The sequence below is a fragment of the Nitratireductor lacus genome (genome assembly GCF_056431025.1).
This window is the reverse complement of record NZ_JBWKMB010000017.1, coordinates 22,553-40,804: the sequence shown is the minus strand read 5'-3', so window position 1 is coordinate 40,804 and position 18,252 is coordinate 22,553. Positions and strand designations below refer to the sequence as shown.

23 protein-coding genes are annotated in these 18,252 nt (G+C 60.9%); 12 read left to right on the top strand and 11 right to left on the bottom strand.

The features are described 5' to 3' along the window. The first annotated feature begins 64 nt into the window (after positions 1–64). The 6 genes from AC07E3_RS15320 (at position 65) to recO (ending at position 4,322) form a co-directional block, all read left to right on the top strand. Entirely contained in the window at positions 65–661 is a 597-nt protein-coding gene (locus AC07E3_RS15320) for a DUF2062 domain-containing protein (RefSeq protein WP_065818352.1), read from the top strand. Continuing rightward, positions 658–1,065 (top strand): holo-ACP synthase, encoded by a 408-nt coding sequence (gene acpS / locus AC07E3_RS15315; RefSeq protein WP_336065689.1) that lies wholly within the window; start codon positions 658–660, stop codon positions 1,063–1,065. The genes AC07E3_RS15320 and acpS overlap by 4 nt, the downstream gene beginning before the upstream one ends. Before the next feature lie 91 nt (positions 1,066–1,156). After that, entirely contained in the window at positions 1,157–1,906 is a 750-nt protein-coding gene (gene lepB / locus AC07E3_RS15310; protein WP_065818350.1) for a signal peptidase I, read from the top strand. Between the two features lie 14 nt (positions 1,907–1,920). After that, positions 1,921–2,640 (top strand): ribonuclease III, encoded by a 720-nt coding sequence (gene rnc / locus AC07E3_RS15305; RefSeq protein WP_478363099.1) that lies wholly within the window; start codon positions 1,921–1,923, stop codon positions 2,638–2,640. Then, positions 2,637–3,563, top strand: coding sequence for a GTPase Era (gene era / locus AC07E3_RS15300; protein WP_478363097.1), 927 nt, complete (start codon positions 2,637–2,639; stop codon positions 3,561–3,563). Before rnc ends, era begins: the two co-directional genes overlap by 4 nt. Before the next feature lie 18 nt (positions 3,564–3,581). Beyond that, positions 3,582–4,322 (top strand): DNA repair protein RecO, encoded by a 741-nt coding sequence (recO, locus tag AC07E3_RS15295; RefSeq protein ID WP_478363095.1) that lies wholly within the window; start codon positions 3,582–3,584, stop codon positions 4,320–4,322. Between the two features lie 9 nt (positions 4,323–4,331). Here recO and AC07E3_RS15290 read toward each other — a convergent pair whose 3' ends face one another. Next, positions 4,332–5,543, bottom strand: coding sequence for an MFS transporter (locus AC07E3_RS15290; RefSeq protein ID WP_418792890.1), 1,212 nt, complete (start codon positions 5,541–5,543; stop codon positions 4,332–4,334). A 229-nt stretch (positions 5,544–5,772) separates the two neighbouring features. On the opposite strand from AC07E3_RS15290, the gene AC07E3_RS15285 reads away from it, so the two are divergent. After that, the gene (locus AC07E3_RS15285; RefSeq protein ID WP_478363093.1) at positions 5,773–6,288 is read left to right on the top strand and encodes a sigma-70 family RNA polymerase sigma factor; all 516 of its coding nucleotides are present in this window, start codon (positions 5,773–5,775) and stop codon (positions 6,286–6,288) included. Next, positions 6,288–7,079, top strand: coding sequence for an anti-sigma factor family protein (locus tag AC07E3_RS15280; RefSeq protein WP_478363090.1), 792 nt, complete (start codon positions 6,288–6,290; stop codon positions 7,077–7,079). Before AC07E3_RS15285 ends, AC07E3_RS15280 begins: the two co-directional genes overlap by 1 nt. A gap of 8 nt (positions 7,080–7,087) precedes the next feature. Here AC07E3_RS15280 and AC07E3_RS15275 read toward each other — a convergent pair whose 3' ends face one another. After that, on the bottom strand, positions 7,088–7,981 hold the full coding sequence (locus AC07E3_RS15275; RefSeq protein ID WP_478363088.1) for a mechanosensitive ion channel family protein: 894 nt from the start codon (positions 7,979–7,981) through the stop codon (positions 7,088–7,090). Positions 7,982–8,204: 223 nt separating this feature from the next. On the opposite strand from AC07E3_RS15275, the gene rimI reads away from it, so the two are divergent. Then, positions 8,205–8,681 (top strand): ribosomal protein S18-alanine N-acetyltransferase, encoded by a 477-nt coding sequence (gene rimI / locus AC07E3_RS15270; protein ID WP_336065676.1) that lies wholly within the window; start codon positions 8,205–8,207, stop codon positions 8,679–8,681. Continuing rightward, on the top strand, positions 8,678–10,129 hold the full coding sequence (locus tag AC07E3_RS15265) for a RimK family protein (protein WP_478363085.1): 1,452 nt from the start codon (positions 8,678–8,680) through the stop codon (positions 10,127–10,129). Before rimI ends, AC07E3_RS15265 begins: the two co-directional genes overlap by 4 nt. 33 nt (positions 10,130–10,162) lie before the next feature. Here AC07E3_RS15265 and AC07E3_RS15260 read toward each other — a convergent pair whose 3' ends face one another. The 7 genes from AC07E3_RS15260 to AC07E3_RS15230 form a co-directional block, all read right to left on the bottom strand. Then, positions 10,163–10,981: a mechanosensitive ion channel family protein gene (locus tag AC07E3_RS15260; protein WP_336065668.1), complete on the bottom strand. Its 819-nt coding sequence runs from the start codon at positions 10,979–10,981 to the stop codon at positions 10,163–10,165. A 258-nt stretch (positions 10,982–11,239) separates the two neighbouring features. Then, entirely contained in the window at positions 11,240–11,860 is a 621-nt protein-coding gene (locus tag AC07E3_RS15255; protein WP_478363083.1) for a YfbR-like 5'-deoxynucleotidase, read from the bottom strand. After that, complete coding sequence (gene ygfZ / locus AC07E3_RS15250) at positions 11,860–12,717, bottom strand: CAF17-like 4Fe-4S cluster assembly/insertion protein YgfZ (RefSeq protein WP_478363081.1); 858 nt, start codon at positions 12,715–12,717, stop codon at positions 11,860–11,862. The genes AC07E3_RS15255 and ygfZ overlap by 1 nt, the downstream gene beginning before the upstream one ends. Before the next feature lie 102 nt (positions 12,718–12,819). After that, positions 12,820–13,242, bottom strand: coding sequence for a hypothetical protein (locus tag AC07E3_RS15245; RefSeq protein ID WP_336065661.1), 423 nt, complete (start codon positions 13,240–13,242; stop codon positions 12,820–12,822). 60 nt (positions 13,243–13,302) lie between these two features. Then, a complete protein-coding gene (locus AC07E3_RS15240) occupies positions 13,303–14,067 on the bottom strand; it encodes a hypothetical protein (protein WP_478363079.1) in 765 nt (254 codons plus the stop codon). A gap of 48 nt (positions 14,068–14,115) precedes the next feature. After that, positions 14,116–14,487 carry a TIGR02301 family protein gene (locus AC07E3_RS15235; RefSeq protein ID WP_478363077.1) on the bottom strand — a complete coding sequence of 124 codons (372 nt, stop codon included), beginning with the start codon at positions 14,485–14,487 and terminating at the stop codon, positions 14,116–14,118. Between the two features lie 110 nt (positions 14,488–14,597). Further along, positions 14,598–15,011 (bottom strand): NUDIX hydrolase, encoded by a 414-nt coding sequence (locus tag AC07E3_RS15230; RefSeq protein ID WP_478363075.1) that lies wholly within the window; start codon positions 15,009–15,011, stop codon positions 14,598–14,600. Between the two features lie 123 nt (positions 15,012–15,134). Here AC07E3_RS15230 and AC07E3_RS15225 point away from each other — a divergent pair, with 123 nt between their 5' ends. Both AC07E3_RS15225 and AC07E3_RS15220 read left to right on the top strand, forming a co-directional pair. Continuing rightward, positions 15,135–15,659, top strand: coding sequence for a DUF2799 domain-containing protein (locus AC07E3_RS15225; protein WP_478363073.1), 525 nt, complete (start codon positions 15,135–15,137; stop codon positions 15,657–15,659). A gap of 23 nt (positions 15,660–15,682) precedes the next feature. Further along, the gene (locus tag AC07E3_RS15220) at positions 15,683–16,438 is read left to right on the top strand and encodes an SOS response-associated peptidase (RefSeq protein WP_478363072.1); all 756 of its coding nucleotides are present in this window, start codon (positions 15,683–15,685) and stop codon (positions 16,436–16,438) included. Here the strand turns inward: AC07E3_RS15220 and AC07E3_RS15215 are convergent. Together AC07E3_RS15215 and AC07E3_RS15210 are read right to left on the bottom strand one after the other, a co-directional pair. Next, positions 16,435–17,718, bottom strand: a complete 1,284-nt coding sequence (locus AC07E3_RS15215; protein ID WP_478363070.1) for an NAD(P)/FAD-dependent oxidoreductase — start codon at positions 17,716–17,718, stop codon at positions 16,435–16,437. The genes AC07E3_RS15220 and AC07E3_RS15215 overlap by 4 nt on opposite strands. Positions 17,719–17,921: 203 nt before the next feature. Next, positions 17,922–18,092, bottom strand: a complete 171-nt coding sequence (locus AC07E3_RS15210) for a transcriptional regulator (RefSeq protein WP_157776523.1) — start codon at positions 18,090–18,092, stop codon at positions 17,922–17,924. Between the last annotated feature and the right edge of the window lie 160 nt (positions 18,093–18,252).

Sequence of the window (18,252 nt, the reverse complement as noted above, 5' to 3'; positions counted from 1 at the left end):
CGGGCTCTAGGATTCTGTCGACAGGGGGAAGCTTGGTTGCTGTTGGGGGTGCTTCGTAGTCGCGATGTTGTTTCGACGTAGAAAACCGGCGGATCTATGGGAGAGGGCGCGGACCATGGTCTGGCCGCGTCGCTCGTTCTGGCGGTCCGCACAATATTTCGTCAAGCGTGCTCTGCGGTTGACGGCGACACCGCACGCCATTGCTGCAGGCATCGCCGCCGGTGTGTTCGCGTCGTTCACGCCCTTCATGGGGTTCCACTTCTTTATCGCGGCCGGTCTGGCATGGTGCATCGGCGGAAACCTCGTCGCCTCGGCCATTGGCACCGCCGTTGGCAACCCGCTGACATTTCCGTTCATCTGGGGGGCGACGCTGGAAACGGGTCGCCTCATCCTCTATGGGCGGGAGCTCTCGCACGGTGCCCCCATACATCTGGGCAAGATGCTGCGCCACCTGGAGTTCTCCCAGCTCTGGGAGCCGGTCATCAAGCCCATGTCCGTCGGCGCGCTGCCTCTGGGCATTTTCTTCGCTCTGGTGTTCTACTTCGTGACACGCTGGGCGACATTCACCTTCCGCGAGCAGCGCCGCAAGCGTCTCGCCGAGCGGGCACGCCGCAAGGCCGGCCGGCAAGCCTTCGACGCAAGGACCGCGACGAGTTCATGATTATCGGAATTGGAAGCGACCTGATCGACATCAGACGGATCGCCAAAACGCTCGACCGCTATGGGGAGCGCTTCACCCAGCGTGTTTTCACGGAGATCGAACGGACCAAGTCCGACAGGCGCCGCGAGCGTGCGGCTTCCTATGCGAAGCGCTTCGCCGCCAAGGAGGCGTGCTCCAAGGCGCTTGGCACAGGCATCTCCCGTGGCGTCTTCTGGCGCGAAATGGGGGTCGTCAATCTTCCCGGCGGCAAGCCGACAATGGAGCTGTCGGGGAAGGCCAGGGCGAGGCTTGAGGGCATGACACCTTCAGGCATGAAAGCGCTGGTTCATTTGACCATCACTGACGACTATCCCCTGGCTCAGGCATTTGTGATCATTGAGGCGGTTCCCGACAACGGAAACTGACGCCGAAAACTGCGCAAGGGTTGTGCTGTCGCATTGCCGCCGCCTTTCTGGCGCGATAAGACCGTGCCGAAACACTCGAACCGAGGACATGATGAGCGTGGCTGACAAGACGAAGAAGAAATCGGGCGGCGTGGGCGAAACCGTCAATGTGATTGTCCAGGCGCTTATCCTCGCGCTGGTTATCCGCACCTTCCTGTTTCAGCCATTCTCCATTCCGTCCGGTTCCATGCGCCCGACCCTGCTTGAGGGCGATTATCTGTTCGTCACCAAATGGGCCTATGGCTATTCGCGTCATTCTCTCCCGTTCTCGCCACCGCTCTTTTCCGGTCGCATCTGGGGTTCTGAACCCGAGCGCGGCGACGTGGTTGTCTTCAAGTTTCCGCCCAATCCTTCCGTCGACTATATCAAGCGCGTGGTCGGGATGCCGGGCGATAAAATCCAGATGCGAGAGGGTGAGCTCTACATCAACGACAAAGCCGTGGAGCGTGAGAAGATCGGCCAGATTGACGACCCCGACATTACCGAAATGGACCGGCCGGTAGACGTCTACCGGGAGACGCTGCCCAACGGCGTTTCCTACGAGACGCTGGATTTGACGGCGAACGGCATTGGCGACAACACGCGCGAATTCATCGTGCCCGAGGGGCATTATTTCATGATGGGCGACAATCGCGACAACTCCGCCGACAGCCGCTTCTCGGTCGGTTTCGTGCCGGCTGAAAACCTTGTCGGCCGCGCCAACATCATCTTCTTCTCCATCGCCGGGGGTGCAAGCCCGCTGGAAATCTGGCGCTGGCCTTCGGAAGTGCGCCCGTGGCGCATCTTCGACTGGGTCGACTAGAGTTTGCGTGGATCATGACTGCCAAGCGCCTGCGTGGCCCCCAGTTAGTCAAAGCGGTCGCCGATTGCACCGGATTTGTATTCACGAATGCCGCGCTTGTCGAAGAGGCGATGACACATGCCAGCGCACGGAGCCGCTCGGGTTCCGATTACCAGCGGCTGGAGTTTCTCGGCGACCGTGTGCTGGGGCTTGCCGTTGCCGAACTGCTTTATGAGAGCTTCCCCAAAGCGCCCGAAGGCGAACTCTCTGTGCGGCTCAATGCGCTCGTCAATGCCGAGACGCTGGCAGAGGTCGCCGACGAGTTGAAGATCAGTCCGCTGATCCACATGGGCAGCGATCTGCGCGGGGCGGCGACCCGCAAGCAGATCAATCTGCGTGCCGATGTGATGGAAGCGCTGATCGCGGTGGTATACCTTGAAGGCGGCATCGACGCTGCACGTGCCTTTGTGCGCGGTCACTGGCGTGAGCGTGCGCAGGCCGAAGGGGCCGATCGCCGCGACCCGAAAACCGCCCTGCAGGAATGGGCGCATCAGGTTGCCGGCGTCACGCCAGGCTATACTGTGGAGGACCGGCAGGGCCCCGACCATGATCCGGTTTTTTCCGTGACCGTCAGGATCACCGGATATGAGCCCGCGCACGGAAGGGGCCGTTCCAAGCGCGAGGCGGAACAGGCCGCCGCCATCGGCATGTTGGAGCGGGAAGGCGTGTGGCAGAGCAATGAGAGCACATCATGAGTGAAGACGTTCCCGCAGCCGACGCACAGGGCGAGACCCGGTCCGGCTTTGTGGCATTGATCGGCGCCCCCAATGCGGGCAAGTCGACGCTGCTCAATCAGCTTGTCGGTGCGAAGGTGTCCATCGTCACCCACAAGGTGCAGACGACACGTGCGATCGTACGTGGCATTGCCACCCACGAAAACGCGCAGATCGTGTTCATCGACACGCCAGGCATCTTCAATCCGCGCCGCACGCTCGACCGCGCCATGGTCACGACCGCCTGGGGCGGGGCCAAGGACGCCGACATCGTGGCACTGTTGATTGATGCGGAGCGTGGCATCAAGGGCGATGCCGCCGCCATTCTTGAAAAGCTCAGGGATGTGGCGCAGCCCAAAATCCTGATTCTCAACAAGATCGACCGGGTAAAGCGCGATTCTCTGCTGGAACTCGCCGCCCGGGCCAACGATGCGGTGGGGTTTGAACGCACCTTCATGATCTCGGCACTGCAGGGATCGGGCTGTGACGATCTCCTCGCCTACCTCTCCGAGACGCTGCCCAAAGGCCCCTGGTATTATCCGGAGGACCAGCTATCCGACCTGCCGATGCGTCAGCTCGCAGCGGAAATCACACGCGAAAAGCTCTTCCTGCGACTGCACCAGGAATTGCCCTATGCGATCCACGTCGAAACCGAGAAGTGGGAAGAGCGCAAGGACGGCTCCGTGCGCATCGACCAGGTTGTTTATGTGGAGCGCGACAGCCAGAAGAAAATCGTGCTCGGTCACAAAGGCTCGGCCATTCGTGCCGTTGGGCAGGCCGCCCGCGAGGAGCTGGCGGGGATCCTTGAGCAGAAGGTTCATCTCTTCCTGTTTGTGAAGGTGCGCGAGGGCTGGGGCAACGATCCGGAGCGCTTCCGCGAAATGGGGCTTGAATTCCCCGGTTGAGGGAAGGACAGTGACCTGATGGAATGGCGCGATGAAGGGATCATTCTGGGCGCCAGAAAGCATGGCGAAACGAGCGTCGTCCTGGAAACGATGACGGCGGCCCACGGTCGTCATCTCGGCCTCGTAAAAGGCGGCCGGTCGCGCCGCATGCAACCGCTTCTCCAGCCGGGAAATCGCGTTGATCTGGTCTGGCGCGCCCGCCTCGAGGAGCATCTGGGCACATTTCAGGTCGAGCCGCTGGAATTGAACGCTGCGCGCCTTCTCGCCTCGGCACTGGCCATCCACGGCATACAGCTCCTGGCCGCTCATCTGCGTCTGATGCCCGAGCGCGACGCCCATGCGGGCCTTTATGAGACCCTGAAAATCATCACCGCCCATCTGGATGAGCCCGAGATCGCCGGGCCGTTGATGGTGCGCTTTGAACTGGCACTGCTCGACGAACTGGGATTCGGGCTCGATCTCACGCGATGCGCGCTGACGGGCAGCCGCGAAAGCCTTGCCTATGTGTCGCCGAAATCCGGCCGTGCGGTGACCGAAGAAGCCGGCGCTCCCTGGCGCGACAGGCTTCTGCCGCTACCGCGCTTTCTGACGGTGAAGGCGCGGATGGAGACACCGCCCGATGCGCTTGAGGACGCTTATCGTTTGACCGGGTTTTTCTTCCACCGAAACGTCTACGAACCGCGCGGGATGGAAGAGCCCGCTGCGCGCGGCGGCTTTCTGGCGGCACTCGCCCGCAGCGCCGGGGACGCGGCCGGTTGAACCGACGGCCTACTCGGCTGGCGCAAGAGCAGGGCGCGGCACGGCTGCTTCCCGGATCGGCCAGTGAACCAGGGCTGCAAAGAGACCGAGGATCACGCCGAGCCACCAGACCGGATCATAACTGCCGAACAGGTCGTAGAGATAGCCGCCCAGCCACACGCCCAGGAACGAGCCCACCTGGTGTGAAAAGAACACGACCCCGCCCAGAAGCCCCAGATGCCCCGTGCCGAACATGATCGCCACCAGCGAATTGGTCGGCGGCACGGTGGATAGCCACAAAAGCCCCATGACGATGGCGAAGATGATCACGCTTGTGGGCGTTTGCGGGAGCAGCAGGAATGCGGTTACGGCGATTGACCGCGCGATGTAGATCAGGGCCAGAAAACCGGGCTTGGAATAGCGCTGGCCGATATAGCCCGAGGCGAGCGAACCGATGATGTTGAAGAAGCCGATCAGGGCCAGCGCCACAACCGCATAGCGTGCATCAATGCCGATATCGCCGATATAGGCCGGGAAATGGGCGGTGATGAAGGCGACCTGGAAGCCGCACACGAAGAACCCCGCGACCAGAAGCACGAAGCTGCGATGCGCGAAGGCCTCCCGAAGGGCCTCTCTGACCGTCTGCTTGAAGGTTTCCGCGCTGTTACGCGCTGTCGCCGCATTGCCGACGAGCGGTATGGCCAGAAGCGGGACGATCAGCATCGCCACGCTCATATAGACCAGCGTATCGGACCAGCCGAACGCATCGATCAGGCCCTGGCTTATCGGCGCGAAGATAAACATGCCGGCAGAGCCTGAAGCTGTCGCAAGGCCGAAAATCAGGCTGCGCTTCTCGGCAGGAACGCTGCGGGCAAAGGCTGCGAGGATGATGCCGAAGGATCCGCCGGCAACGCCAAGGCCGACAAGAACCCCGCCGCCGATGTGAAGCATGGCTTCATGCGTGGGCATCGACATCATCAAAAGACCGACGGCGTAAAGCACGGCGGAGAGGGCGAGAACACGCCACGTCCCGAACCGGTCCGCGATGGCGCCGAAAACTGGCTGTCCGATCCCCCAGAGCAGGTTCTGGATCGCCATGGCGAGGCCGAATGTGGTGCGGTCCCAGCCCGTTTCGGCGAGCAATGGGAGCTGGAAGAAGCCCATGGCCGAGCGCGGGCCGAAGTTCAGGGCTGCGATCAGACAGCCACAGATGACGACCGCCCATGGAAACGCATGTGGCATGGCCGCGCGGACAGGGTTTTGTTGTGTCATGTTGCCTTCACGCGTTTCCGGTGTGTCAGTGCAGTGATCGGGAGGATGAGGATAGCGCAGGCTGAACTTCAGCGTAATCGACAAATTGTGCACCTTCGATCAGTTTTTCTCATGATTGCTGTCGCAGACCGGGAATAAACTCGTCTACGCAACCGTTGATCGGACAGAAGCGAACTCCCGTAAAAGGCGGGCAGGGGGCATGGACGGCAAGAGGAAGGCGATTGTCGGTGAAATTCCGGGGCTGCGACGCTATGCGCGCGCGCTGCTGCGCGATGCGGATGCGGCCGACGACCTCGTGCAGGATTGCCTCGAGCGGGCCTTTTCGCGGCTCGACAACTGGCAGACGGGCACGTCGCCGAGGCGATGGCTGTTCACTTTGATGCATAATCTGTTCGTCGATGGTGTGCGGGCACGAAAGCGGCGGAGCGAACTCGTCTCGGGCGCAGCGGTCGACATGCCGGCTTCGATCAGCGCGCCGGAACAGAACGGCATGCTCGATCTTCGTGACGTGCTCGATGCCCTGCAGGAAATCAGCCCGGAACGGCGCGCCGCGATCCTTCTGGTGGGGGTTGAAGGCATGAGCTACGCCGAGGCAGCAGACGTTCTGGACATTCCCACGGGAACGTTGATGTCGCGCGTGGCGCGTGGACGGCAGGATCTGCGTGACATTCTTGATCTGGCGCGACGCCGGCGCATTCTCAAGGCGGTGGAGTGATGACACAGCGCAGCTTTGACGAAAGGGACATTCATCTTGCACTCGATGGCGAGCTGTCACCGGAGGATATGGCTGCCTACGAGGCCTGGCTGGAAACCCGCGCTGATATGCGTGCGCTGAGCGCTCGCTACGTCTCGGATCGGGCGCTGCTGCGCGACACGCTGGCCATGCTGGCGAGCGAGGAGGTGCCGCATCGTCTGCAGGAAGGGGCGCATTCTGCCGACCGCAAGACAAAGGGCTCCCGGCACATGCCGTTGCGCCGGCTCGCCGTGGCTGCCGTCATGCTTGTCGCGGCCGGTGCGGCAGCCGGTTTCTGGGTGGGGCGGCAGGGTTTTGGTGGCGGCGAAACGCTCGCCGCGCTGGACGTGGTTGGCGAGGCCGTCGCTGCGCATCAGGTTTATGCGGCAGAAAAACTGCATGTTGTTGAAGTGGGCGCCAGCGATCGCAGTCATCTGGTCGGATGGCTGTCCAACCGCGTCGGTACCAGGCTTGTCGCCCCCGATCTGCGGGCCGAAGGGTTTGATCTCATGGGCGGCCGGTTGCTGCCCTCGGGCGGAAAAGCCGCCGCGCAGTTTATGTATGAAGATCCCTCGGGTGAACGCGTTTCGCTCTATGTCGCCCATTGCGTGAAGGGAGAGACGACGGGTTTCCGGCTCTTTGAGGATGAAGGCGGCCGCGCATTCTACTGGCAGGAAGAGGGCTTCGCCTACACGGTTGCCGGAGCGATTTCAGAAAAGCGCCTGCTGGAGATCGCGAACGTCACCTACCGGCAATTGCTTGCCGGCAGGTGAGGCAAGCATCAGCGCTTGGCGGTGCTCTTTTTGGCCGGGCTGGTGGACTGGGCCTTGCTGTCGAGCGGCAGATAGTGAACGTCGCGCTGCGGAAAGGGGATGGAGATACCCTTCTCGTCGAACGCCTTCTTGGCCGCTTTGGTCAGGTCAAGGCGGGTCTGCCACCAGTCTGCGGTCGTGGTCCAGTAGCGCATGGTGATGTTGACGGCGCTGTCGCCCAGTTCCGAAACGAAGGTCGCGGGTTCCTGATCGGCCAGAACGCGGTCGTCGGACGCAGCAAGGTCGAGCATCGTCTTCTGTGCCAGGTCGATGTCGTCATTGTAGCCGATGCCGATCACCAGGTCGTTGCGGCGGCGCGGATTGCGCGAATAATTGGTGACGGACGTGTTCCACAGCGAGCTGTTCGGCGCGAGGATGTAGAGGCCATCGACCGTCTTCATCTCGGTTGCGAAGAGGCCGATGGTCTGGATCGTCCCTGAAATTCCGCTCGCCTCGACAAACTCGCCGACACGAAACGGTTTCAGAACGAGGAGCATGATGCCGGCGGCGACATTCTGCAGCGTGCCCTGCAGGGCAAGGCCGATAGCGAGGCCGGCTGCACCGAGTGCGGCGATGATGCTCGCCGTCTGAACCCCGAACTGGGCCAGCACCGTAACTCCGACCAGAATCAGGACCGCGTACCGGGCAATCTTGGAAAGAAAACTGGTGAGCGTGATATCGAATGAGGGAAAACGATCGAGCGTGCGGCGCACCCACTTTTCCGCCATCCCCGCGACAATAAAGCCGGCGATGATGAGAATGATGGCGCCGAGAATCGAGAAGGCGTAAGATACGGCGAATTCGCTGGCCTGGGCCAGAGCTGCCTGGGCGGCTGTCATGAGGTTCTCAGTTTGCATTTCCATATTGGGGAATGTCTCCGTTCCATGTTTGTCGTTTCCGGCCTTCAGGGGACGGCATTGACCCGTTTGCAGCGCTCGAAACGCCAGGATCTGGCTTTGCGGACGTCCTGTCGCGTCTGGCCTGCTGATCTCGCGTGTCTAGCAATCCCCGCCGGGCGCTGCAAATCGGGGCTCCGGCTTCTCGACCATGGGCCTTCAAAGCCGCTGATATTGTCCGGAGCGTGGTATGTCGATTGAAGTTCGCTGTGCCGCTCTTGGAGATCTCGATGCAATGGTTACAATCGAGAACGCGGCGTTTTCGGGCGACAGGCTTTCCCAGCGCTCTCTCCGGCGCCTGATCGGATCGCGGGCGGCCATCACCTGCGTTGCCGAAGAGGGTGAAAACATCCTCGGATATGCACTGGTGCTGACACGCCGGACGAGTGGCATCGCGCGGCTTTACTCCATTGCTGTCGCACCGGATGAAACCGGCAGGGGGGTCGCGGCGTTGCTGTTGCATCATGTAGAGAACGCAGCGCGTGCACGGGGGCTCCGGTCGATGCGTCTTGAGGTGCGGGCAGACAATGAGCCGGCCATCCGGCTTTACGAAAAAACGGGATATCGTAGCTTTGCCCAATATGAGAATTACTATCACGACGGTATGAGCGCATTGCGTTACCAAAAGGCGCTGTGCGCATTGAACACGGAGAACGGCCCCAGATGAGTTGGGTCATCCTGACTGGCAAGAAGGGCGATCTCGACGAGACCGCCACCCCTTATAAAATCATCACCAACCGCGATTATCTGGCCCATCCGGCGCTGTTTCGCGGACAGCGACCCAAGGTCATCAATCTCTCATCAAGCTATGCCTATCAGAGCCGTGGCTACTACGCGTCGCTGCTTGCCAGTTCCCGCGGTCATCGCGTGATCCCCTCGGTCGAAACCATGATCGACCTTTCCGCGCGCAAGCTTTACGAGAACGCGCTTCCGGAACTCGAACAGGCCCTCAACCGTTGCCGCGCTGAGATTGGCGGTAGATTTCCAGCAAGCGTCAGCGTGTTTTTCGGCATCGGACCCGAGAAGGCCTGGGAACGCTTCGCGAAGCTCCTGTTCGACTGGTTTCGCGCGCCCGCTCTGGAAGTTGTCATCAAGGACGGTGAATGGGCAACGATCACGCGCATCGGGTTTCGTGCCCTTTCACGCATGAGCTCGGAAGAGAAGGAGCGCTTCACCGCATCCCTGCACACATATACGAGCCGGCAGTGGCGTGAGAGCCGCACCCGGGTTCCGTCGCGCTATGGTTTCGCCACCCTCATTGATCCAAGGGAGGAACTGCCGCCGTCGAGCGTTGCTTCGCTCAAGCACTGGTCGCGCATTGCCGCACGCATGGGCGTTGAAGTGGAGCCCATCACAAAAAAAGATCTGCCGCGCCTGGCAAATTTTGATGCCCTGTTCATCCGCGAGACCACGTCCATTTCAAACCACACATATCGCTTCGCCCGGCGTGCCGAACAGGAGGGCATGCCGGTGATCGACGATCCACTGTCGATGATCCGCTGCACGAACAAGGTTTATCTCAATGAGTTGATGACGACGCACCGCGTTCCCGTTCCACCGACCATGATGATTGCCGGCGCGGCGGACCTTGAGCGCGCTGCCGATCTGCTCGGTTTCCCGCTGGTGCTCAAGACGCCCGACAGTTCCTTTTCACGAGGCGTGAAGAAGGCGGCGAACATGGCGGAACTCAAGGCGCTGGCGACAAAATGGCTGGAGGATTCCGATCTGCTCATCGCGCAGAAGTTTCTGCCCACCGCCTTCGACTGGCGTATCGGGGTTCTCGAGGGAAGGCCGCTTTTCTCGGTGCAGTACCTCATGGCGAAAAAGCATTGGCAGATCGTCAATCACGAAAGGCAGGGTCGCCCGGACGAAGGAGGCTTCCGCTCGTTCACCCTGGCGGACACACCGTCGGACGTGCTCGACATCGCCGTGCGTGCCGCGCGTTGTATCGGCAGCGGGCTCTACGGTGTCGATCTCAAGGCAACGCCGGAAGGTGTCTACGTGATCGAAGTCAACGACAACCCCAATCTCGACCATGGCTGCGAGGACGCCGGAGAAAAGGACGCTGTCTGGACCACCCTCACGCAGTGGTTCATCGACCGTCTGGAGAGGTGAAGTGCCTCTCCAGTTGCCGTTTTGGAAGCAGGTTCAGTTCGGGGTTGAGACGCTCACGCCCTTCTTTCCAAAACCCTTGTTTATGGCCTCAGTCAGGGCCGAGCGTGATTTCTGCCATCCCTCGCTTCTCGCCCAGAAACGAAGTGTCAGGCGTGGAGCGCCGCCATCAATCGCCGAAAAGAGCGTTTCTGCTTGAGGTTTCTTCAAGATGCTTTTGTCCGTGGCAAGGATTCTCAAGAGTCCCTTCTGAACCTGTTCGGGGCTGAGATCGCTGCCGACATCGATTTCAAGCTCTACCCTGCGAGCCTTGTTTCGGGAATGGTTTGTTATGGCCGCATTCCAAAGTGTGCTGTTGGGGGCGAATACGATGAGACCGTCATCCGTTTTCAGCTCCGTAGCGAATAGTCCCAGAGTGGTCACGGTCCCGGATATTCCATTCGCCAGAACGTGCTCATCTACTTCAAATGGGCGCAGAATGAGAAGCATCACACCGGCTGCAATGTTCTGCAATGTTCCCTGAAGAGCAAGTCCGACCGCGAGACCTATAGCACCGAGCGCCGCGATAATGCTGGCGGTTGGAACACCCAATTGTGTAAGCGCCGCAACACCGGAGAGCGCAAGAACGGTGTATCGGGCCAGCGCCGACAGAAAGGAAGTCAGGGTCGCGTCGAATGAAAAGACCTTGCTAAGTGTATTGCGCACCCAGCGCTCCAGCATTTTCGCAGCGATGATTCCAATCACCAGGAGAGCAATCGCTCCGAAAAACGTCAATCCGTAGTTCAGCGCAAACTCTGTGGTGTAACCGAGCGCTGCATTCGCTGATTGAATAAGTCGTCCTGCTTGATTGTCCATGTTTCGAACATCTCCGTGCCGTGTTCGGGGTTTCTTTTTTCAGAAACCGAAGCACCGCCCCGTCGACGTTCCCATCCATCCAAGAATTCTTGAAGTAAGATAAGAAACGCTGAACTGCATCAGTTTGGATAGCGAATATATCAAGTGTATTTATGATGGAAAAGAATATATATAATATAATTTTACGGCGTCAATAAATTAAGTAATTCGTGAAAAGTTTATATTAAATTCTTCATTAGGGGTGAAAATAAGAAATACTTAGGATTGAAGTTTTCTCTTTTCTTCAATATCGGCGAAACGATCGAGGAAGGCTTTTTGCGCCAGCCTGGGTGGCTGCGGATCGAGCCTCAGCCCTTCCGGAGGCAGCCCGCGCGGGCGACCGAAGAACCTCGCGGCCTCCGTCACGCCGAAGCCTGCCAATTGCGTCGCCTCATAAAAGGCCGCGATCTGGTCGGCGCGTTTGATTGCTTTCTTCAGCCGTACCGGCAGATCCGGTGTAAGAGCGAAGCGCTGGTGGATGGCGCGCTGCAGGCGCTTCTCGACAGACTTGTAGTCGTCGCCCAGCGTGGCCTTGAATGGGGAAATCATGTCGCCAATGACATATTCGGGCGCGTCATGCAGCAGCGCGGCCATGGAACACTCGGGCGTGACGTCGCGTGTGATCCTGCAAAAAATCTCTTCCACCAGAAGCGAATGTTGAGCCACGGAATAGGCATGGTCGCCCTCGGTCTGCCCGTTCCAGCGGGCAACACGGGCAAGGCCATGAGCGATATCGCTGATCTCTACATCCAGTGGAGACGGGTCCAGAAGGTCCAGGCGACGGCCGGACAGCATGCGCTGCCATGCGCGAGGGGCCCCGGTTTTGGTCGAAGCCGGCATCAGCCCGCACTTTCCGTCGATTCTGGAAAGGTGAAGCTGGCCCATTGCGGGATGGCAAATGTTACGGCTGTGTCTCCTGCCAAGACGGGTGTTCCGGTGTCCATCGCGTCTTTGACCCTGTCGATCCGCACGATGGCCAGGCCCTTCGGGCCCGAGACCGTGCCCAGTGTTCCCAGAGGTTTGCCGTCCGCGCGCAGCTCGGTGCCCGGAGGAGGCAGGTCGGAATCGCTTTCGGTGATCAGAAGCCGCCGGCGGGCCGTCCCCCGGTGATGCATCCGCGAGACCACTTCCTGGCCGACAAAGCAGCCCTTCTTAAGCCCGATGCCGCCGTTCTGGTCATAGAGAACATCATGAGGAAAGGCGTCGCCCAACGCAAAGTCGTTGCCACTTTCAGCAACGGCATGGGAAATCCGCAGCTCATCCCAGCGCTCCCTGGTGCTGTCGGCTTCGGGCGTTTCGCCATAGTGCCGCCGCACGTTCAGGTCTGCGGGAAAGCGACAGTCCGTCAGCGTTGAATCTTTTTCTGAAGAAGCAGAATCACTTTGCCACGAAACCGCGATAGTGCGTTGTTCTATCTCGGAAATATCCACTTTCGCGCGCAGCTTGTAGAGGGTCAGGCGCTTCACCAGGTCAGCCGCGATATCCGCTCGACATTCTATCCGCAGCGTTTCGCTGCCGGCGCGGGAAACGAGAAAATCGAACAGAATCTTGCCCTGAGGGGTGAGCAGGGCGCTCGGGCGGCATTCGCCATCCTTGAGAGCCGAGAGATCGTTCGTGATCACGTTTTGAAGAAAGTGTTCGGCCTCGGGCCCCTGCAACTGGAAGAGGGCGCGATTGTCTAGGTGGCAGGTTGGCATGGCTGATCCGGCTGGATGAACGGGTTCTAATCCTAGCTAGGATGCTTTGTCGCTGACGACAACCCGGTAGGTGTCAGGAATGGCGGCGCATTCCGGATTGGCTCAACGCCCGGCCTTCTCCCTAAGGCGGGCCGCAGCCTCGGCAAGAGCTTTGGCGCTTCTGGCGCTCAGGCCACCGTTTTCAAAGTCGCGGCGCAGTGCCTCCTCGATCTGCTCGGCGATGTTGTCGAGTGAGGGGGAGGGCGTGTCGTGCGGCGCGCTTCGGTGGTCGAAAAGATTGATCCAGTGATCCGTCTCCCTGCCAAACCGCATCAGGCGGTCGAGATAGACCTCGGCGCTTCCGTTGCGTGAAATGAGACCGAACAGACCGGCGGCGATCGACAGGGGACTCATAACGACATCGCGCATGCCGTCGGCCATGAGCTTCACCTGAAAGAGGATGACGCGCCTGACAAGGCGTCCGCGCCTCCCCGGGCTTCGCGGCGATGCGGCAAGGCCGCTTTGCGATTGCGCTATCCCCTCCATGGGACACCTCCCTGAGCTCCACCGGATATGGGGGCGTTCCAGGCGATTGCAAGAAACGGCTCAGTCTCCGGCCACGAAAAACGCCCAGTGTCCATCTGGCGTTATACCCACGCGATAAAAGATGTAGGCGCCGAAACTCTTCATGTCCTCATAGTCACCGGCAGTCACAAGCGTGAACAGTTCGACGCGCTGCTTCTTGTCGAGGGATTCGAGCGGGATGGCGAAAAAATAAGGCCAGACATACATTTCCTGGGGCGTGCCTGCATCGAGATGCACATAGCCCGCCTGCAGGACTTCGAGCAGTATGGCCAATATTTCCTGGCCTCCCTCGTCTCCTGACAGTTCGATGAGAAAATCGAGCGGATCGCCATCGAGCCCTCCGAGCGAGAGGCGCGTCGCGCTCTCGCCGCTGCCGATCAGTGGGTGCAGACGTTCGATGTCCCCGCTTTTGGCGGCTTCGACGATCAGCCCATGCATCCGCCGCACCGGTTCGGGGACCTGCTCCAGATCGTAAAGGATCTCCGGCAATTCCTTTCCGATCTGGGTATCCGGCCGCACCACATCGCGCAGTGGGGTATCCTCAACGGGAATAGCATCCTCACCCGGCTCAGAACTTTCCGGTGTGTCGGTGTCGGCGTTCGGGAAGCGAATCGGGGGCGGCAGTGGCACACGCTCGACACTATCGGACCCGCTCTCGCCTTCCTCTGCCGGTTCGACCTGCTGCAGTTCGCTGAGGGCAAACGCGGGCAGGGCGTTCGCTCCAGTCAAACCAGCCGCAGCCAGGCCGGCCATCAGAAGGCGCCGCCACCGCGTCCGGCCCTGCATGTTTGAGTGGTTTCCGACGTTCACCAGATGCCGCTTCATTGTCACGTCTCAGTTTCCGTAGCGCTGCACGATCTCGCTGGATATGCGTGAGCCCTCGTTCATATAGTGGTCGATGGCGGAAAGCGCCTGGTCCGTACAGTTTTCATAGGTGCCTGCAAAGGATCTGTAGCCGCGATTGAAGCTGGCGATCAGCTTTTCCCGGCGAGCCGGCGTCGGCGCTTCCGTTTCCAGAAGCTCTTCCATCTTCTCGCGCCAGGTGTCGGAACCCTCTCCGCACAGATTGCGCAGATAGTGGATCGAACCAAGCACTTCAGCGAGCCTTAGAAGTGGTGTTTCATAGGTCGCGTCGTTGGCCCGTGCCGCAGGCGCAGCCATGAAAAGGGCCACCACGAGGCCGAAAAGTGCTGAACCATTGCGCATGCCGTGTTGTCTCCCAGCGAGCGCCGCCTGTCAAACGCCCGCAGTTGCAGGAAGGCGATCACCAGACATTCAGGAAAGTGGCAAGATTGAGGGCGCAGAGCCCCATGGGCTCAGCTATTGGTCGAGTGTTGCAGTTCTTCAATAACCGCGCGCGTGCTTTCAGTGAGGGGCATGGCAGTGATCGCCTCGGCTGCATACCATCCGGCCTCGCTTGCATCGTCACCCGCGGTGATGGCGCCTGCCGCAACGGTGGCGCGAAACACGATCAGCCGAAAGGTCTGCTGCCCGTCATCCCCGTTGAGCAGGATTTCGCGATAGGGGCTGGCTGTTTCTATGACCAGTCCTGTCTCCTCCAGCAATTCGCGTGCGAGCGCCTGCTCGAAGGTTTCTCCCGCTTCCACGCGACCACCGGGAAAGGCATAGAGGCCCTGCGCGGGCGGGCGGCCGCGGCGCACCAGAAGAACGTGCCCGTCCTTTAGAACGGCCGCGGAAACGGCGAGGATTTCCTCTGATTTCACAGGCATACCCCTTGCATCCTGCCACCCGATCACCAACAGTCCGGCCCGTGTTTATGTCTTGAGAATATGGGGGACGCAATCGTGCGGGTGATGCGAAGCACGGGGCTGGTTGCAGGTCTGGCGTTCATATTGTCCTTGTCAGCATGTGCAACGCTGAACGAGACCGAGTGCGAATCGGTGAACTGGAGCGACCTGGGACGCAGCGACGGCGCTGCCGGACGCAGCCCGTCCTATGTTCAAAGGCACCGCGAAGCCTGCGCCAAGTACAGTCTGCCGGTGGATGAAAGCGCCTGGCGCGCAGGCTGGGAAGACGGCATTCGCCGCTATTGCACCCCCGAAAATGGCCTGAGCGCCGGGCGCGACGGGCGCAGCTACGCCAATTCCTGCCCCTCCGACGTTGCACCGGGATTCGAGAGCGCTTACCGCGTCGGCAAACGTGTGCATGACGCCCAGTCGGAATATGACCGTCTCAAGCGCGAACTCGAGCAGCTTTACGACGATCTCGAAGACGCCGCCAAGGGCGAGGACCGTCGCAAGGTGCGCAATCGGATTTCGCTGAAGGAATCGGACCTGTTCCTCGCCGAGGGCCGCGTGCGCGATGCCGAGCGCCTTTACGACCGCTACCTCTATGAGGAGGCGGCCGGCCGTTACTGAAACACTGGTCGGGGTATCAGCTCATGTGTGGTCGCTTCGCTCTCACCGACACGCCGGGCGCGGTGCAGTCGCTCCTCGCGGTGACCGATTTCGAGCCGTTTCCCCCGCGCTACAACATCGCCCCGACACAGCCCGTTCTGATGGCTCTGTCCGGCCCGGCGCGACCGGCCGGTTCCAACCTGCCTTCGCGGCAGAGCATGCTGGTGCGCTGGGGGCTCATTCCCGCCTGGGCAAAAAATCCGGACGACTTCTCACTTCTGTTCAACGCCCGCTCCGAAACGGCGGCGGAAAAGGCCTCCTTCCGCACCGCCATGCGCCATCGCCGCGCGCTGGTTCCGGCCAATGGTTTTTACGAATGGCGACGCGTTGGCTCGAAACGCGCGGAGCCATACTGGATCCGGCCCCGCGATGGCGGCCTGATCGCCTTCGCCGGATTGATGGAAAGCTGGTCGGAACCCGGTGGCACGGAGATGGACACGGGCGCCATCCTGACGACGGAGGCCAATGCGGATCTGCGCGGTATCCATCATCGCATGCCCGTGGTCATCAAGTCGGAGGATTTCGACCGCTGGCTGGACTGCCTCAACCAGGAACCGCGCCATGTGGCCGATCTTCTGAAACCGGCCGAGCCCGGCTTCTTCGAGGCGGTGCCCGTGTCGGACCGGGTCAATAAGGTGGCAAATGCCGGCCCGGACCTTCAGGAGCGCGTGGAACGCCGCGAGGCTAAGGACATCGACCCAAAGCCCGGAGACGACAGTGGTCAGCTCGATCTCTTTTAAACGACGGTTCGCATGAGGTGGACGGCCTCGGCGCCGAAGCGATAGACGCCCTCGCGCAACCCCCGGAACGACTGGCGCGACACATCGCTGACGGGCAGGGGAAGCTCCTCCTGTGAAATGCGCCCCAGCACAAGCTCCGCCAGGGCCTTGCCGAACACGGTGCCCGGCCCGATGCCGCGCCCGTTATAGCCTGAAAAACCGACGACATTTTCGCCAAGACGATGGAATTTCGGCAGATGATCGGCCGTCATGCCGATATGGCCATACCAGCAGTGGTCAAACCGCGTCCCTTTCAGTTCTGGGAACAGGCGGGCGATGGCCCGCTCCGCCCAGGCGCGGTGAACCGCCTGCCCCGTGCCCTTCAGGGCCCCCACACTTCCGAAGATAAGCCGCCCCTCCCGGTCCCAGCGGAACGAGGTCAGAATCTGCTTCGTGTCCCACGCACCCTGCCGCTCCGGCAATATCCGGTCCCGCACGGCCTGCGGTAGGGGCGGGGTGGCGAAATTGAAATAGGGCAGGTGGACGATCTCTTCGCGGATCTGAGACCATGGTGTGGTGGTATAGGCGTTGGTTGCCACGATCACATGCCGTGCCAACAGCGTGCCGTGAGGCGTTTCAAGCCGCCAGCCATCGCCGCTGCGCTCTGCCTTTGTCACCCGGGAACCGGTGTGAAGCCTTGCACCAGCCCGTGCTGCCGCATGGGCAAGGCCCCGCGCGTAGGAAAGCGGCTGGATCGTGCCTGCCCGTTCATCGAGCAGCGCGCCGGCATATGCCGCGCTCCCGACCTTCTTCGCCGTTTCCTGCCGGTCGAGAAGCCGCACCGGAGCACCACGCGCCTTCCACTGCCGCGCGCGCTCATCAAGCTGTCTGAGGCCGTTTTCGCCGACGGCGCAGTGCAGCGTCCCGACAGGCATCGCCTCACAGTCCATGCCGTGCCGCTTCGCCAGGTCGAACACAACGCGCGGTGCGTCGCCAAGAATTTTCAGCAGGCGCTCGCCATAGGTCGCACCGAGAATACCGGGCAGGTCGTCGGGCATGACCCACATGCCCGCATTCACAAGGCCGACATTGCGGCCCGAACCGCCGAAACCGATTTCGTCGGCTTCGAGAACCGCGACGTCCGCACCGGCCTCCGCCAGGCGAAGTGCCGCCGAGAGACCCGTATACCCGCCGCCGACAATGGCAACCATCGCCGACTGATCGCCGGAAAGGGCTGTTGTCTGCGGCGCGGCAGGGGCTGTTTTTTCCCACAGGCCATGGGAAAGCGGGTCGTTCCTCATCTGGCGGACTCACTGGACACTGAGACTGTCCCGACACATCTCATGCCGCCTGCCGCCGGTCCAAGCGAAAAAACCGCATGATGTTATGCTGAGGTCGCATTGAAGCGCCAGATGCGCTGCACATCATCCTTGGCATCGCTCTCGCAATGTCTGGAAACTGTGCTGCCCCTTGCCACACGCTCCGGTCACACCGGAGCGAAACCTCAGTCGGTCTGCGTGTCGTAAGGGGATTGTTTCGGCGCCGGTGCCGGCTTTTCGGCCTTGCACTGCAGAGCGGCATTGATCGCTGCCGGTCCAACCGCGTGATACTGGCTAAGCAGGAGCTTTTCCTGTTCGGCGGTATACTCTGCTGGCTTGTTCATATCGCGGGGCATAACTAATCCTTGGTTCCGCGTTGTCGTCCCTTCCGCGCAGATGGGGACCAAATCCGACAAAATCTTGACAGACCGCCCCGTCGGAAGACGCATTCCTAAAATTGCCGCATCAGCCTTAACATTTCCTTCACAATGCCATTTTGCTTGCAATACCTCTTTA